The sequence below is a fragment of the Micromonospora sp. NPDC048907 genome (assembly GCF_055586885.1).
Genome location: NZ_JBVJHI010000005.1, coordinates 239,466 through 256,103 on the forward strand (window position 1 = coordinate 239,466; position 16,638 = coordinate 256,103).

Genomic DNA, 16,638 nt, shown 5'->3' on the forward strand with positions numbered 1-16,638 from the left:
TCGCTTCACATCGCCGTAACTGTTTCGGAACCGCTATTGCCAGAGCGTCCCGCCGCCCGTACGTTACACCTAGTCCGCAGAGCGGTCCAGAAGGACCACTTAACGGATCGGGAGGGGCGATGAACGACGAAGTGACCAGCGGACCGCCCGCCACGGTGGAAGTCGGATGTCTGATCGCCGGCGAGTGGCTCGACGCGGGACGCAGGGTGGATCGGACCGGCCCATGGACGCGACGTGCGGTCAGCAGCGCCCGACAGGCGAACGAGTCCGATGTGCGCGCCGCGGTGGACTACGCGCGTTCGGCGGCACGGACGGTCGCCCGACTCGCGCCCGCCGTCCGCGCCGAGATCCTGGAGCGGGCCGCCCACGCGGTCACCGCCCGGCGGGAGGAGTTCGCCCGCCTCCTCGCCCTCGAACTTGGTAAGCCGGTCAAGGACGGGCGGGGCGAGATGGATCGGGTCGCCGACACTTTCCTGGTGTCGGCGGCGGAGGCTCGCCGGATCGGCGGCGAGGTGCTGCCGGTGGCGGGCTGGCCGCGCGGGGTGGGCAACACGGCGGTGACGTACCGGGCTCCGGTCGGGGTGGCATTGGCGATCACGCCGTTCAACGCGCCCGCGAACCTCCTGGCCCACAAGCTGGCCGCTGCCTTCGCCGCGGGCAACACCACCATCGTGAAACCGCCGCCGCAGGCGCCGGCGGTGTCGACGGCACTGGTCTCCCTGCTGCTCGAGTGCGGCATGCCGGCCGAGGCGGTGCAGGTGCTGCACGGCGACGGCCAGGTCGGTGCCGCGCTCTGCTCGGCGCGGGAGGTCGGCGTCATCAGCTTCACCGGCAGCGTGGCGACCGGCACGGCCGTCGCCCGGGCCGCCGGCGGCAAACGCATGGTCCTCGAGCTCGGCGGCAACGCCGCCACGATCGTCTGCGAGGACGCCGACACCGCTGCGGCAGCCCGCATCTGCGCCGCCACCGGCTACAGCAACTCCGGTCAGAGCTGCATCTCGGTGCAGCGGGTGTACGTGGACAGCCGGCGCTACGAGGAGTTCCTGGAAACCTTCACCGCCGAGGTGGAGAAGCTGACGGTCGGCGACCCGCTGGACTCGGCGACCGACGTCGGCGCGATGGTCGACGACGCCGCCGCCGAGCGGGTGGTGTCCTGGGCTGCCGAGGCGGCCGCGAGGGGCGCGACGATCACCACCGGGGGTCGCCGCGAAGGTGCCACGGTCATGCCCACGGTCGTGGCCGCGCCGCCAGCCGACGCACGCCTGATCACCGACGAGGTCTTCGGAGCCGCGGTGAGCGTCCTGCCCTACGACGACTTCGACCAGGTGCTCGCCGTCTGCAACGGCAGCCGGTACGGGCTGCAGGCCGGCCTGTTCACCAATGACATGCGCCGGATCATCACGGCGTGGCGCGAGCTGGAGGTCGGCGGGCTGATCGTGAACGGCTCGTCGAACTTCCGGCTGGATCACGTGCCCTTCGGCGGGGTGAAGGACTCGGGTTTCGGCCGGGAGTCTCCCCGCTGGATGATCGACGACTACACCATCGTCAAGACATTGATGCTGCGGGGCATCTCGCTCCACGGCGATCAGGAAGGACAGTGATGAGCATCGACCATCTGCCCGACGCTGCCGACCGCCGCGCCGTGAGCGACGAGCAGGACACGGTCTCCGCCGCGGAGGCCCTCGTGACTCAGTTGGAGTCGTACGGCGTCGAGTACATCTTCGGCACCTGCGGCCACACCAACATCGCGCTGCTGGATGCCATCGGTCGCAGCTCGATCTCCTTCATCATGGGTCGTCACGAGCAGGCGGCGGCCCACGCGGCCGATGGGTACGCCCGAGCCAGCGGCAAGCCGGGCGTCCTGCTGCTGCACGTCGGGCCGGGCATGACCAACGCGGTCACCGGCGTGATGACGGCGGCGATGGACTCCGTACCACTGGTCGCCATCACCGGTGACATCCCGTCGTACTACTACGGCAGGCACCCCCATCAGGAGGTCAACCTGCACTCCGACGCTGACCAGGCAGCGGTCTACCGTCCCTTCGTCAAGCGGGCCTGGCAGGTCCACCGGACCGCGGACCTGCCCCGGTTCACCGAGCGGGCGTTCTGGACCGCCACGTCCGGGCGGCCGGGGGCCGTACTGCTCAGTGTCCCGATGGACCACTTCTCCCGCCCGGTGCCACGGGCCAGCGGCACCGCGTACCCCCTGGTGGTGCGGGAGGAGGCGCCGGCGTTGTCGGCCGATGCCGCCGACCGGATCGCCGACATGCTGGTGCACGCCGAACGTCCGCTGGTCTACCTCGGCGGCGGCCTGCGCGGCCGTCCCGCACTCGACGCGCTGCGCTCGCTCGTCGAGCACCTCGACATCCCCGTGGCCCACTCGCTGATGGCGAAGGGAACCCTGCCGGACAGCCACCCGCTGCTGCTCGGTATGCCGGGCTTCTGGGGTCTGGAGCTGACGAACCGGTACACCCGCGAGGCCGATGTGGTCCTGGCGCTGGCGACCCGGTTCGCCGAGACCGACGCCAGCTCCTGGGATCGCCGCTACACCTGGCAGTTCCCACCCGCCCGACTCATCCAGATCGATATCGACCCGGCGGAGATCGGCCGCAACTTCCCGGTCGAGATCGGAGCGGTCGCCGACGTCGGCCACGCCGTGTCGGCAATCGCTGCTGCCGTCCATGCGCGCCGGCCGAACCCGAGAAGGCGGGACGGGCTGCGCGAGCAGATCACCACCACCCGCCGTGCGCTCTTCACCGACAGCCGGGAACGTGGCCGCAGCGACCAGTTTCCCCTGCGCCCGGAGCGCATCCTGACGGACCTGCGGGCCGCCCTGCCGTCGGACGCCGTCCTCGTCACCGATGTGGGATGGAACAAGAACGGCGTGGCGCAATGCTACGAGTTGCCTGACGACGGCCGGTTCATCACGCCCGGCGGAGCGTCCACGATGGGCTTCGGCCCGGCCGCCGCGGTGGGCGTGCAGATCGCGCAGCCGGACCGCACGGTCGTCGCGCTGATAGGGGACGGCGGGATGAGCGCCCAACTGCCCGCCGTGCCGATGGCAGTCGAACAGGACGCCCCCGTCATCTTCGTCGTCATGAACAACCGATCCCACGGCACCATCTCCGACCTCCAGGCGGCGAACTTCGGCCGTAGCTACGGCTGCGACTTCACCGGGCCCGACGGCATGCCGTACAGCCCGGACTTCGCCGCGTACGGCCGGGCGTGTGGCGCCGACGGCTACGCCGTGTCCAGCGTCGAGGACTTCACCGCTGCGCTACGAGCCGCCATCGCGGCCCGACGGCCGGCGGTGCTGGACGTACCGATGGTCAATGAGCCGGTGCCCACGCCGGGGCACTGGAACATCAAGGACATCTATCACGGTGTCTTCGACTGACCGGCGATGATGCGGCATTCCCAAGGGGTGTGCCGCATCAGCACATCACCGGCGGACGAGAAGCGCTCGGGCGCTTGTCTTCGCCTACGCACCGCACGCAACCCTCCCTGATACCTCACCCGACCGAACGAGGTGAACCCGCCATGATTCGAACATCCCGACGACGCCTCGCCATCGTCGTCCTCGCCGGCATCGTCACCACCGCCCTCGCCGCCTGCTCCCCGCCGGGCGAGACGTCCACCGGGGGGAGCGACGACAAGGGCCCCATCAAGATCGCGGTCGTGAACGCGCAGAGCGGCCAACTCAGCTCCCTGGGCGCGTGGGAGCTCAAGGGCGCGAAGCTCGCGATCGAGGAGTGGAACAAGGAAGGCGGTGTCAACGGCCGCAAGATCGAGATGGCGGTGTTCGACGACCAGGGCGACCCGACGGTCGGTACCAACGTCGCGCGCAAGATCGCCAGCGAGGGCTACGTCGCGATGCTCGGCACGGCCGAGAGCGCGGTGACCATCGCGATGGCACCGATCCTCCGGCAGGAGGAGATCCCCAACATCACCTCCGGCCAGTCGCCGGGCCTCGTCGCCGTCAAGAGCCCCTTCCTGTTCCTGAACGGGCCGACGAGCGTCACCTACGACGAGACGCTGGCGAAGCATGTCGTGGACACCAAGGGCATCAAGAAGATCGCTCTGATCACGAACAACGGTTCCTACGGCAAGGGCGAACACGACGCGTTCACCAAGGCGCTCGCCGGCCGCGGGCTGAAGCCGGTGGCCGACCAGGTGGTCACCACCGATCAGAAGGACTTCAGCGCCGCGCTGACCAACATCCGGCAGCAGAATCCGGAACTGATCTTCCTCGGGGCCGAGGAGGTGCAGTCCGGGCTGATCGTCAAGCAAGCGCGGGACCTGGGCCTCAAGATGCCGTTCGCCGGTGCCGCACCGCAGGGCACGCCGGTGTTCATCGACACTGCCGGCGCGGCCAACGCCGAGGGCACGATCGTGAGCTCGCCCTACCTGAGCAACGAGACCAGCGACGCCGCCGGCAAGTTCGCCGCGGCCTACAAGGCGGCGTACGGCGAGGACGCGGAGTTGCACGGCGCGAAGGCGTACGACGGGGCGCAGATCCTGCTCACCGCCCTGAAGAACAGCAACGGCGCCACCGGCAGGGACCTCGCCGACGCCATCCGGGCGACCAAGCGCTCCGGCCTGCTCGGCGAGTTCGCGTACGACGAGACCGGCGTCGGCATCCGCGCCACCTCCATCGGCACCATCAACGGCGGCAAGCTGGTCGCAGCCAGCAGCTGACGGCGAGGTCCCGGGGCGGTCACGGCCGCCCCGGGACCGGCCCATCGGCCCGGGGCAGGGGAGAAACATGCAAGTCTTTCTACAGACGTTCATCGGCGGGATGAGTCTCGGCGCGATCTACGCCCTCGTCGCCCTGGGGTTCTCCCTCGTCTACCGAACGATGGGCCTGGTCAACTTCGCGCACGGCAACGTCGTCATGATCGGCGCCTACCTGGCATCGACCTTCTACCTGTCGGTCAAGCTGCCGTTCGCCCTCGCGACACTGGTCGCCATCGCGGTAACCGGCCTGATCGGCATCCTCATCGAGTTCGTGCTCCGGCCCCTGGAGAACAAGGACTTCGACCTGATGCTGATCGGCACGATCGGATTCGGCATCGTGCTCGAGGCTCTCGCCATCATCTTCTGGGGTGCCACCGGCCGAGCCGTGCCGTCACCCGTGCCGGCCGCGCCGCTCGACGTCTTCGGCCTGCGCATCCGGACCTATGACCTGGTGGTGCTGGCCATCGCGGCAACCGCCACGGTGCTGCTCGTATTCTTCCTGCAGCGCACCAAGCGCGGCGCCGCTATGCAGGCCGTCGCCATGGACCACCAGGCCGCCACCGCCGTCGGCATCCACGTCGGGCGCAGCAACGCCATCGCCTTCATGGTCGGCGCCGGGCTGGCCGCGCTGGCCGGCGCCCTCGTCGGCCCGCTGCTGTACGTCAGCCCCGCCATGGGCGGGTCCCTCGGCATCAAGGGATTCGCCGGGGCGATCCTCGGCGGATTCGGCAGCATCCCCGGCGCGATCCTGGGCGGGCTCGGGATCGGCGTCATCGACGCCTTCGCCGCGGGGCACTTCCAGGGCTACTCCGAACTGGTCACGTTCCTCATCTTCACGGTGATCATCATGGTCCGGCCGACCGGCATCTTCGGCGAGAGGACGGTGAACCGGGCATGAGATACCGTCTCGGCGGCGTGGCCCTGCTCGGCGTCGTCGCGTGGCTGCTGCCCTACCAGCTCAACTCCTACGCGATGCACGTCGTCAACGTGACGCTGCTGTACGCCATCCTCGCCGTGGGCCTCGGCCTGGCGATGGGAATCGGTGGTCAGATCAATCTGGCCCAGGTGGCGTTCTTCGGCGTCGGCGCGTACACCACCGCAATTCTCACCGCCAAGTTCGGACTCGGTTTCTGGGTGTCGGCGGTCCTGGCCATGCTGGCCGCCGTCGCGGTCGGCCTCGTCGTCGGCACGCCCGCCCTGCGGGTGCAGTCGCACTACCTGGGCATCGTCACGCTGGGCCTGGCACTGGCCTTCACCAACTGGGTCACCAACTCCGATTTGGCAGGCGGCGCCGAGGGCATTTCCGGCATCCCAAGGCCCACCCTGCCCGGCGTCGACCTGTCCAGCGCCTACCTCTACTACTACCTGGAACTGGTGCTGTTCGCCGTCACGCTCGGGTTCGGGCTCTTCGTCGTCCACACGTCACTCGGCCGGCGGATGCGGGCCATGCGGGACGACTCGTTGGCGGCCGGCGCCGTCGGCGTCGAGGTGCCGATGCTGCGATTGACGGCGTTCCTGCTGTCAAGCATCTACGGTGGGGTCGCCGGGGTGCTGTACTCAGGCCTGATCGGGTACGTCGCGCCCGAGACCTTCAGCATCGCCAACATGTTCCTCCTGCTCGCCATGGTGATCATCGGCGGGCGGCAGAGCCTGGCGGGCTGCGTCATCGGAGCGGTCGGCCTGGCCCTCCTTCGCGAGCTGCTCATCGACTATCCCACCTACGCCCAGGTGGCGTACGGCTCGGTCGTGGTGCTGACCGTCGTCTTCGCCCCCACCGGCCTGGTCGGCCTGCCGCGCCGACTCCGGGGGCTGGCCAGCCGCGCCGGGTGGCCGTCACGGCGTCGCGCACCGGCCGGCGGTCTCCTGCCGTTCCAGCCTTACGCGCCCGAGCCGACCTCCACAACTGCCGCGAACACCATGCTGGAAGTCGAGCGGCTGTCCATGCACTTCCGCGGCGTCAAGGCCATCAACGACGTCTCCTTCTCGGTCGCGGCGGGTGAGATCAGGGGCATCGTGGGACCGAACGGCTCGGGCAAGACGACGCTGTTCAACGTGGTGAGCGGGCTCTACCGGCCGACCAGGGGGCGGGTGCTGCTCGCCGGTCGAAACGTGACCGCGGCACGGCCCTACCAACTGGCTCGGTCCGGGATCGCCCGCACGTTTCAGAACCTGCGGCTGTTTGCGGCATTGACGGTGCGCGACAACGTGCTCGTGCCGTTGGACCGCACCCGGACCGGTGCCGCGTGGCGGTACGTGATCTGGCAGCTCGGGGTCTGGCGGCAGGAGCGGGCGCTGCGCCAGGACGCTGACCGCATCCTGGAGCGGTACGGGCTGACCAACTTCGCCGACAGTCTGCCGGGCGCCTTGCCGTACGGCATCCAACGTCGCGTGGAGATCGCCCGAGCGATGGCTGCTCAGCCACGGCTGCTCCTGCTCGACGAACCGGCAGCGGGCCTCAACGGCGACGAGGTCCGGGAACTCTGCGAGATCATCCGCTCCATCCGGGACTCGGGTGTGACGGTCATCGTCATCGAGCACAACATGGGCATGGTGATGTCGCTCTGTGACACAGTCACCGTGTTCGCCAACGGCACCATCATCGCCGACGGCGATCCCCACACCGTCGCCACGAACCGCGAGGTCATCGAGGCATACCTGGGCGAGTCCTCGGCCATACCCGAACCGACCGTATCGGAGGTGACCTGATGAGCGTGCTGGGCCAGCGCACCGGCGAAGCCCCGGTTCGGCAGGGACGAGAGTTGGTCGTCGACGGCCTTACCGTCCGCTACGGCGGCGTCACAGCGGCGCGGGACATCTCATTGACCATCCGGCCGGGCCAGTCGGTGGGCATCATCGGCGCCAACGGCGCCGGCAAGACATCCGTCCTCAAGGCACTCATGGGCCTGGTTCCACGAACCGTCCGCTCCATCCGCTTCGGCACGGAGGACCTCACCCGCGTGCCCGGCCGGAAGATGGTTCGCCACGGCATCGGCTACGTCCCGGAGGGCCGCCACGTCTTCTCCGGCCTGCCGGTGGAGAAGAACCTGCTGCTGGGCGCCTACACCCGGCACTGGCGGGGGCCGACCTTGGACAAACTCGACGAGGTCTACGAACTCTTCCCGGTCCTGCGGGACATGCGCCACCGGCTTGCCGGCGCGCTGTCCGGAGGCCAGCAACAGATGCTCGCGATAGGCCGGGCCCTGATGTCGGATCCCCAACTCATGCTGCTGGACGAACCGTCGATGGGGCTGTCGCCGAAGCTCGTCGGCGACATCGTGCGTGTGCTGCGAACACTCAATGAGCGCGGACTGAGCATGCTGCTGGTGGAACAGAACGCGCAATTGACATTCGAGGTCACCAGCGAATGCCTGGTCATGGAAAACGGCGTCGTGGCGATGACCGACACCTCGGAAGCACTTCGTAAGAATCCCCGGGTTCGGAAGATCTACCTGGGGCTCTGACCTCCCGGCTCGCCGCCTGGACCCCTTGCCGGCGGCCGCGGCAACGCACCGCGGCCGCCGGCAGAACCGTGCCCGCAGATCGCCACCCGCGGTTCATCACGCAATTTCTCCAGCATGAATCGGGGCTTGTGACGGGCAGAGAAGTCGGCCTATGGTAAGTCCGTCTAGCGAACCAATCGGTCCGCCAGATGGACCATCCACTGCCTCTCCTCCGCACCGAGGAGCCTCCCCGCATTCACGTCACAACCGTCCCTGGACCCCCATGGCCGTGATGACGGCCAGGAAGAGGTGACACACATGGCGCAGATCGACCGGCGCAGCCTCCTCAAGGGAGCTGCTGCGACAGCCATGGCCGCCGCGGCCGGCCCCGCCCTCCCATCGGCGGCCAGTGCCCAATCCGGAAAGGACCTGCCGCCGGCGGCCGCCCTCGCCCGCTTCGACACCCCCGGCGACAAGGACTTCCCCAAGGTCGGCGGCAACCTCGGCAACCAGAACTACACCGCACTGCGACGCATCAACCGCGGCAACGTGCGGCAGTTGCGGGGCGCGTGGCTCAACCGCATCGAGGGCGGCATCAACGTCGGCAACAACGAGAGTTCCACCGTGGCCGTGGACGGCGTCCTGTACATCGAGTCCGCCTTCGGCAACGTCATCGCCGTCGACGGAGCGACCGGCCGCACGAAGTGGCGCTTCGAACAGACCCGGGGAACGCTGACCCGTCGCGGCGTCGCGGTCGGCGGCGGCCGCGTCTACACCAAGTCCAACGACAACTACCTGATCGCGCTCGACCAGGAAACCGGCCAGGTGGTCTGGGAGCGCCAGGTCGAGGGCTACGGCAACCTCGAGAAGGTTGCTGTGGTCTACCACTCCGGCATGCTCTTCTGCGGCACCAACGACGGCCCCCGTGGCGCCGCCCTCGCCTTCGACGCCAGCAACGGAGACCTTCTCTGGCACTTCTGGGGCACCCCGGGTCCCGGGGAATTCGGCAACGAGACATGGGAGGGCGACTCCTGGATGGAGGGCGGGGCCACCCCCTGGATGCATGCGGCGGTCGACCCCGAGCTGGGCCTCACCTACTGGACCTTCGGCAACGCCCGCGGGAACCAGTCGTCGCAGGACGGTTCGCAGCGTGGCGGTCAAAACCTGTTCGCCAACTCACTCGTCGCCCTCGACATGCGCACCGGCGCGTATCGCTGGCACTTCCAGTCCATCCACCACGACATCTGGGACATGGACAACGTCAATGCCCCGGTGCTGGCCGACGTCCGGATCCACGGCCGTATGCGAAAGGTCGTCATCTACGGCAGCAAGTCCGGGATGTTCTTCATCCTCGACCGTGTCGACGGCTCCGCGCCGCTGGGCATCGACGAGCTGCCGGTGCCGCAGGAGCCCCGGCAGAAGACCTGGCCAACGCAGCCGTTCCCGCGACAGGGCGGCTGGACCGAGCAGCGCGTCGTCGACCAGCCCTTGGGCACCGCGGTCCCCGGCGACCCGAACCGCGCGGTGCCCAACTACACGCAGGGCGGCCTCTACACCCCGCACTGGGACATCCCCATCCTGACCATTCCCGGCCATGGCGGCGGCGCGGACTGGAGCCACATGTCGTTCAGCCACCGCACCGGCCTCGTCTACACCGGCTTCGGCTACGTCGCCGCCGCCCACTCCCTCACCGAGGCCAGCAACGGCCTGCGGCCGCCGGGCGAGTACCAGACCGGCGGCATCGTCGCCGTCGACGCCAGCACCAATGAGGTGCAGTGGAAGAAGCGGATGCCCTACTCACTCGCCCACGGCAACGGCATCCTCACCACCGGCTCCGATCTGCTGTTCATCGGCCAGCCCGACGGCAACCTGCTGGCACTGGACGCACGCACCGGCCGTGAGCTGTGGCGCTTCCAGACCGGGGCCGCGATCAGCTCGAGTCCCATCATGTACCGGGTCGGTGACGACGAGTACCTGGCCGTCTACGCCGGCGGAACCAGCATCCCGTACGGCAACTCCGCGCCCCGCGGCGACTACCTCTGGGCTTTCAAGCTCGACGGCGACCTCGATCCGGTCCCGGCACCGCCCCCGCCGGTCATCCGCCGCCCGGTCTCCGGCGGCCCGGTCGAGGGCAGCGCGGTCAACAACACCGTCATCATCGGCCGCACCTACAGTGCGGGCACGGTCGGTGCGACGGAGTCGTTCGGGGTCAATGGGATGGCGCCCACCCACCTGCGGGTCCCGGTCGGCACCACGGTCACCTTCACCAACCACCCTGGCAACGCCGCACAGCGGGGCGTCACCCAGTTCTTCGAAGGACTGTTCAACGTCCGACTCAACCCAGGCGAGTCCTACCAGCACACCTTCGGCATCAGGGGTGAGTACTTCTTCAACGATCCGGCCAGCCCGCGATCCACCGGCAAGATCGAGGTCTACTAGTTGCCAGCGCCGGCGCACCGGCCGCTATTCCTCCGGTGCGCCGGCCAACGGCGATCCCGCCCGCCTGCGAGCCCCGCCGACTTCATCGACAGCTCGCCAGCCCGGCACCGGCCGGCAGAGAGGTGACGACATGAAGATCACCGCGCAGGACTGGCGCGTAACCGCGGGTCTCGAGGTGGACCAGTGCCTCGATCATCTGACGATGGCGCGGGCCGCGGACCTGACCACGACGGAGGTCGTCGGTCAGTGCTGGCAGGCGTATCGGGCCGCTGCCGCGGCGGTCGGCGCGCTCATCGAGGCAGAAATCAACGACGGTGCAGACCTGCCCACGCTCTACCGCCGGCTGGGGATCGGCGAGGACTTCTCGACGAGCACAGAGGTTGCGGACATCCGGGCCCTAGCGAAGGAACGGCTGCGGCACCGGCTTCCTGTTACCCCAAGCGACCGGTGACGGCACGGCAATCGCCGTGCCCATCGACGCCGGCGCCACCACATGGCTCAGGCCCTCACCGCTCCCCCGCTGCTGCCGACAGCGCAACGGCGCGCCGATCACCGAGGCGGTGGCCCACGGGCGGGACAGGAGCGGTGAACGAGCGGCAAGCCCGCGGCTGAGCCCGCCGCCCGTGCCCACGTCGATCCCAGCTGGTGCATCGTCTGCCCGCCTCGGACGCTGGCACGTGCTTCTGCCGGCTGCCGATCCCTGGGCCGCACACCTGCGGGCTGAGGAGGGCGAGCTCGGGCAACGCTTGAGCCCCTGAGCGAGGAGTTCGGGGGCGCCAGCAGGACGGCTGCCGGCGTGCTCCGATGACAGGGCCGGGTATCAACTCACGGGAGGCGCCGTCGTGGGCATGGCACCCTCGGCGAGCTTGAGTCGCGTCCAGATGTTCATGTTGATCACCACGGCCACGATTTCCAGGATCTCGTCCTCCGTGAAGTGCGTGGCCATCCTGTCGTGTGCCTCTTGGAACCGGTTGTTGACGGTGGCGTCGGCGGCTCGGGTCAACACCTCGGCGTAGGCCAGCGCGGCCCGCTCCTTCTCGGTGAACAGGTGCGTCTCCCACCACGCGGTGAGGGTCTCGACCTTGGCCGGCGGGATGCCGGCGTCGCGGGCGGCGGCGTGGTGCACCAGAAGGCAGTAGCTGCAATTGTTGATCTGTGCAACGCGTAACCGCAGAAGCTGGGCCAGCGCCCGGTCCACCTGGAGTGTGGCGGTGTGGCCGAATGCTGCGGCCCCGGCGTCTGCCAGAGCCATGAGTTGCTTGTTCGACGTGGCGTCCAGTCGGACGTTCCGGATCCTGGTATCCAAGCGATGGCCTCCTGTAGGTCACAACGACGACGCCAGTGGTGGGGACGTCCACATCGATGGACATCCGTATCGGGGATCCCGGCAGCCTTGATAGCCGGGCGGAGGTCGTGTACCGCGTCTTTCGGGTGTGCGGCGTGGAGACTCTCCGGCACCAGCCGCGGCAAACCGGCACGCCGTCATGCCCGCCGTGCGTCACCTGGACCTCATCAACCCCATCTCAACGCGCTCATAGCGACGGAGATCATCACGACCAGCGCCTTGTCCGTGTCGGCACTCCTGTAGGTGGAGCAGCCCGGGCCGCAGGCCACCGAAGCGGATCCCCGCAGCACGGTGCACATCACGCTGCGGGGACCCTTTGGCCGAACCTTCTTTACCTCGAACGCGACCTACAAGGACACCTCCGCAGCGCGTGTGCACACCTGTCGGCCCGACGCGATCGGAGGGCCCGCGATGAGCGGCCCGCCATCAGGTGCGGACCGGCGCAGCGGTACCGGAAGCGGCGGCCCGAGCAGCGCCACCGCCGCCGCCGGTCAGCAGCCACGCCAGACGACCGGCACGGTACGGTCGCTGACCACCGGGTCACCGGCCGGCCCCGAGGTGGCGTTGGCACCGGCCGCTACTTCGACGCCGCCGACCAGGGTGTGCCCGTCCGCGGTGATGCCGGACAGCGTGCTACCGAGCGGGGTGCCATCCGGCGGCAGGGGCAGCGTGAAGACCCGGCCGTCGCGCCACAGCGCTGGCACACCTGTGCTCGTGGTGCCGCCGACGGTTCCGGAGGCACTGGCCTTGCGTCCGCTGAAGCCGGAGATCAGTTCGGCGGCACCGGTCCGCAGGTTCCACCGTGCCGTCTGTGCCGTCAGGTCCTCCTTGCTCCCGGTCGAGGGCCGCGACGCGTCGCCAACCGCCCAGTCGCCCGCGGCGGCCACCGCGGTGGCGGACACCGCTCCGTGGGGTACCGGCAGCGCGGTGGTCACGCCGTCCGCGGCCCAGCGCACCGCGTGCGGGTCGGAGTCCGGCTGGTCGAATCCGACCGCCACACCGTCGTCGTTGAGACCCAGTCCGGAAGCCCCCACGACGGTCGTGACGATCGCAACGGTTCCGGCGGTGCGCCAGCGAACCGCCGTCGGCGACCCGTCCGCGCGGACGACCGTGCCGAGCACATCGCCGTGGGTGTTCACCGCGTATGCGGCGCCGCCGACTCCCCCGACCGGTAGCGGCAGCGGGACGAGCCGGGTGCCGTCGTACGCGACAGGATCCTGCTGCGTCTCCTCGCCATGTCGATCCGGGCCGGTGAAACCTACGATCATCCCGGCCGCGTTGACCGCCAGAGGAGTGAACGCCGCCGGCAGTACGGTCGCCGTACCACCGGTCCACAGCACCGCCCGTGGCGCGTCACGGGCACCGGTCTTCCCGATCACGTACCGACCGGACGGGTCGATTCCGCTGGCCACCGCACCACCGTTGGTGCCGGCCGGGAGGTCCAGTTGTTCGACCGCGCAGCCGGATCCGGCGGCCGCGATCGGCGCATTGGCGGCGGTGCGCACCACCGCGGCCACGCCGAAGGCGGCCAGCACGACCGCCGTGCCCGCCGCAGCAACGGCGAGCCGGGTTTTGCGTCGAGTCCGACGCCGAGCCTCGGCCAGCACGTCCGCTGCCTGAAGCCGGGACGGGGGTACGTCCTGGCGGGCGTATCGCTGCAGAGCGTCCTCGATCATGCCTGCCCCCTTCGGTGCGCGATGACGGTGGTCGGAGCCGGTGGGAATGCACGCTCGCCGAGGGCGGCCCGCAAGGCCCGCAGCCCGTGGTGCGTGCGGCTCTTGACGGTCCCCTCGGAGCAGCCCAGCACCCGGGCGACGTCGGCGACCGGCAGGTCGCACAGGTACCGCAGGGTCACCACGATCCTCTGCCGCACCGGTAGACGGTGTAGCGCTGCCCGCAGCGTCAGCCGATCGTCGACGTGGCCGCTGCCAGACTCGACCGCCGAGTCCGGCGGGTCACCGCGGAGCAGGACCCGGGACCAACTGCGCCGCCGGTACGTCAGACAGGCCCTCACCACGATGGTGTGCACGTACGCGTCGAGACTCGCCACCTCGGCGAGCCGTCCCCACCGCCGATACAGCACGGTCAACGCATCCTGGACCGCGTCGTCAGCCCGGTCGCCGTCGCCCAGCACCAGGTACGCGGTACGCCGCAGCGCCGGCAACCGAGACTGGACATACTCGACGTACTCTCGCTCCTGCTTTGTATGCAACAGCCGCCTCCCTCAGATGGGCTCCACCTCAGGTGATGCGCCCGGCCCCGGCGCAGGTTCAAAATCGCCTCGCGCAAGCTCATTCCTGCCACCGCGGGCATCCTGACATCGCGCATCCTCTGCGATGGACTGCGACGGCTCGGCATACCCGCGAGGATGACCGCGTGAAGGCAATCCATCCGGACGACGGCGATGGGACTGGGAGGCCCCACCCGAGGCCGTGCCCGGCGTACGCGCCGAGACCGACGGTGCCGCCGACTTCACGTCGGTCGAGTCGATGGTGCGAATGTCGCCGAGGTCGGGCATGCCGCGCCAATGGTGGGCGCGGACGGTGCGGGCGTGCCGGTCGGGCCTCGGCGTACCAGGCGAGCCGACCGCCGAACAGCAGCTTGTCGGCCAGGTGGAGGCCGCTGTAGCCGGTGCACAACGATCCGGTACGCGGTGCGAGTCGGTGATCGGTCACTCATCTCCCGCTCTCGGGCGGCGGGGTGGCCCTGGACGGCGGACCCGAAAGTCGGTTGCCGGCGACGGTGAACTCCGGGACGCTGGGTGGCATGACGTTCTGAGGGCAGCACCTTCGTCGCCGCCACGCCATCGCGATCGGCGGCCGGCCATCCCACCTCTGGCGAGAAGTGAGCGTCCTTGTCCGTTCAGCCTCTCCGGCAGGAGCACCTGCCGGCACCCACCCCTGCCACCGTCACCGTCTTCGCCTCCCCGACCAGCTGGGTCGAGTCCGATGCCGTCGACCAGTGCCACCAGGTCGCCACCCTCGACGGCATGGTCCATGTCGCCGGCATGCCGGACCTGCACCCCGGCAAGGGCGCCCCGATCGGCGCCGCGATGACCTCGACCGTGCTCTACCCGCACCTGGTCGGCTCGGACATCGGCTGCGGCATCGCCGTCTTCCCGATCGCGCTGAAGCGGGTCGTGCCGGAGCGGCTCGCCGCCCGCTTCCCCGACCTGGACCGCCCGCTCGACCCGGATCGGGACGCCGACGACCCGGCCTGGTCCGTGCTGGACGGCGACGTCCCCGCCGGCCACCTCGACGGTCTCGGTACCGTCGGGCGGGGCAACCACTTCGTTGAGCTGGCCCGCGTCGGCGAGATCCTCGACCCGGGCCACGCCGCGCGGCTCCAGCTCGCCGCCGGCGACACGGTTCTCGTCGTGCACAGCGGTTCGCGCGGCCTCGGCGAGCGGATCCTGCGTGAGCACACTGAGCTACGAGGCGCCGGGCCCGCCGGCGACCCGGCCGCGTACCTGGCGCGGCACGACGACGCTGTGCGCTGGGGTTCGCTCAACCGGCGGCTGCTGGCCGCCCGGACCGCGATCGCGCTGGGTGCCGAGCCGACGGCGCCGGTCGTGGACCAGTGCCACAACCTGGTCGAGGTACGAGACGGGCACTACCTGCACCGCAAGGGCGCGGCGCCGGGCGACGACCGGGACGTGCTCGTCGCCGGCACCCGCGGCACCCCGTCGTACCTGGTAGCCGCGCACGCGGGCGCGAAGGCCAACCACTCCGTGGCACACGGGGCAGGCCGCAAGATGTCCCGGGCCGACGCGTTGCGCCGGGGCCGGGCCAAGCACACGGTCCAGGAGCTGCGCCGCACCCCGGTGGGTTCGCTGGTGGTCTGCGGCGACCGGCAGCTGCTGTTCGAGGAGGCGCCGACCGCGTACAAGCGGATCGAGCAGGTCGTCGCCGACCTGGTCAGCCACGGGCTGGCGACCCCGGTGGCGACCACGGTTCCACTGGTCACCTACAAGACGCCGGACGTGGGGGTGGCGGCCCGCGGCGACCGGCGCCCCGAGCGCCGGCAGGCCGAGCACCGGCGGCGGGGGCGGCCGTGAGCCCACACCTGCTGCTGTCGGCCGGCCGGGGCCCGCAGGAGTGCGCGTGGGCGCTGGCCCGGCTGCTGCGCCGGCTGGACGCCGACGCCGCACGGCACAATGTGGGCATAGTACGGCTGGAAAGCGTCACCGGCGACCGGCCCGGCACCTACCGGTCGGTGCTCATCCGGCTCACCGGCGCGGGTGCGGAGACGTTCGCCGCCGGCTGGACCGGCACGTTGTGCTGGCAGGCGCCCAGCCCCTACCGTGCCGGCCATGGCCGGAAGAACTGGTACGTCACCGCCCGGCGGTGCGAGGTCGACGCCCCGGTGACCCCGTTCACCGAGGCGGACGTGGAGGTGGTGGCCGTACGCACCGGCGGGCCGGGCGGCCAGCACCGCAACAAGGCCAGCACCGCCGTGCGGGCCACCCACCGCCCGACCGGCACGGTCGTGGTGGTCGACACCGAGCGGCAGTTCGGCCTCAACCGGGGCATCGCGCTGCGACTCCTGCGGCAGCGGCTCGCGGCCGGTGACGAGGCGGCCGGGCGGGCGGTCGTCGCCGCCCGATGGCGCGTCCACGACGAGTTGGTGCGGGGCGATCCGGTGCGCATCGAACGCCCCTGACCGCCTTCCCGGCCG

13 protein-coding genes are annotated in these 16,638 nt (G+C 70.0%); 10 read left to right on the top strand and 3 right to left on the bottom strand.

Annotated elements, in window-relative coordinates:
- The first annotated feature begins 119 nt into the window (after positions 1–119).
- From ACZ6PY_RS19185 to ACZ6PY_RS19220, 8 genes are all read left to right on the top strand, one after another.
- On the top strand, positions 120–1,601 hold the full coding sequence (locus tag ACZ6PY_RS19185; RefSeq protein WP_466074680.1) for an aldehyde dehydrogenase family protein: 1,482 nt from the start codon (positions 120–122) through the stop codon (positions 1,599–1,601).
- The gene (locus ACZ6PY_RS19190; protein WP_466073948.1) at positions 1,601–3,397 is read left to right on the top strand and encodes a thiamine pyrophosphate-binding protein; all 1,797 of its coding nucleotides are present in this window, start codon (positions 1,601–1,603) and stop codon (positions 3,395–3,397) included. Before ACZ6PY_RS19185 ends, ACZ6PY_RS19190 begins: the two co-directional genes overlap by 1 nt.
- A 143-nt stretch (positions 3,398–3,540) precedes the next feature.
- Entirely contained in the window at positions 3,541–4,698 is a 1,158-nt protein-coding gene (locus tag ACZ6PY_RS19195) for an ABC transporter substrate-binding protein (protein WP_466073950.1), read from the top strand.
- A gap of 67 nt (positions 4,699–4,765) precedes the next feature.
- Positions 4,766–5,635 carry a branched-chain amino acid ABC transporter permease gene (locus ACZ6PY_RS19200; RefSeq protein WP_466073952.1) on the top strand — a complete coding sequence of 290 codons (870 nt, stop codon included), beginning with the start codon at positions 4,766–4,768 and terminating at the stop codon, positions 5,633–5,635.
- 17 nt (positions 5,636–5,652) lie between these two features.
- Positions 5,653–7,443, top strand: coding sequence for a branched-chain amino acid ABC transporter ATP-binding protein/permease (locus ACZ6PY_RS19205; RefSeq protein WP_466073954.1), 1,791 nt, complete (start codon positions 5,653–5,655; stop codon positions 7,441–7,443).
- Entirely contained in the window at positions 7,443–8,198 is a 756-nt protein-coding gene (locus ACZ6PY_RS19210; RefSeq protein WP_466073956.1) for an ABC transporter ATP-binding protein, read from the top strand. The genes ACZ6PY_RS19205 and ACZ6PY_RS19210 overlap by 1 nt, the downstream gene beginning before the upstream one ends.
- Positions 8,199–8,495: 297 nt before the next feature.
- On the top strand, positions 8,496–10,616 hold the full coding sequence (locus tag ACZ6PY_RS19215; protein WP_466073958.1) for an outer membrane protein assembly factor BamB family protein: 2,121 nt from the start codon (positions 8,496–8,498) through the stop codon (positions 10,614–10,616).
- A gap of 130 nt (positions 10,617–10,746) precedes the next feature.
- A complete protein-coding gene (locus ACZ6PY_RS19220; RefSeq protein ID WP_466073960.1) occupies positions 10,747–11,067 on the top strand; it encodes a hypothetical protein in 321 nt (106 codons plus the stop codon).
- A gap of 369 nt (positions 11,068–11,436) precedes the next feature.
- On the opposite strand, the gene ACZ6PY_RS19225 is transcribed toward ACZ6PY_RS19220, so the two are convergent.
- The 3 genes from ACZ6PY_RS19225 to ACZ6PY_RS19235 all read right to left on the bottom strand — a co-directional run bounded on the left by ACZ6PY_RS19225 (position 11,437) and on the right by ACZ6PY_RS19235 (position 14,173).
- Entirely contained in the window at positions 11,437–11,868 is a 432-nt protein-coding gene (locus tag ACZ6PY_RS19225) for a carboxymuconolactone decarboxylase family protein (protein WP_466073962.1), read from the bottom strand.
- A gap of 584 nt (positions 11,869–12,452) precedes the next feature.
- Entirely contained in the window at positions 12,453–13,637 is a 1,185-nt protein-coding gene (locus ACZ6PY_RS19230; RefSeq protein WP_466073963.1) for a hypothetical protein, read from the bottom strand.
- Positions 13,634–14,173 (bottom strand): SigE family RNA polymerase sigma factor, encoded by a 540-nt coding sequence (locus ACZ6PY_RS19235; RefSeq protein ID WP_466073965.1) that lies wholly within the window; start codon positions 14,171–14,173, stop codon positions 13,634–13,636. Before ACZ6PY_RS19235 ends, ACZ6PY_RS19230 begins: the two co-directional genes overlap by 4 nt.
- A gap of 642 nt (positions 14,174–14,815) precedes the next feature.
- On the opposite strand from ACZ6PY_RS19235, the gene ACZ6PY_RS19240 reads away from it, so the two are divergent.
- Together ACZ6PY_RS19240 and prfH are read left to right on the top strand one after the other, a co-directional pair.
- Entirely contained in the window at positions 14,816–16,018 is a 1,203-nt protein-coding gene (locus tag ACZ6PY_RS19240; protein ID WP_466073966.1) for an RNA ligase RtcB family protein, read from the top strand.
- Positions 16,015–16,623, top strand: a complete 609-nt coding sequence (prfH, locus tag ACZ6PY_RS19245; RefSeq protein WP_466073967.1) for a peptide chain release factor H — start codon at positions 16,015–16,017, stop codon at positions 16,621–16,623. The genes ACZ6PY_RS19240 and prfH overlap by 4 nt, the downstream gene beginning before the upstream one ends.
- The last annotated feature ends 15 nt before the right edge of the window (positions 16,624–16,638 follow it).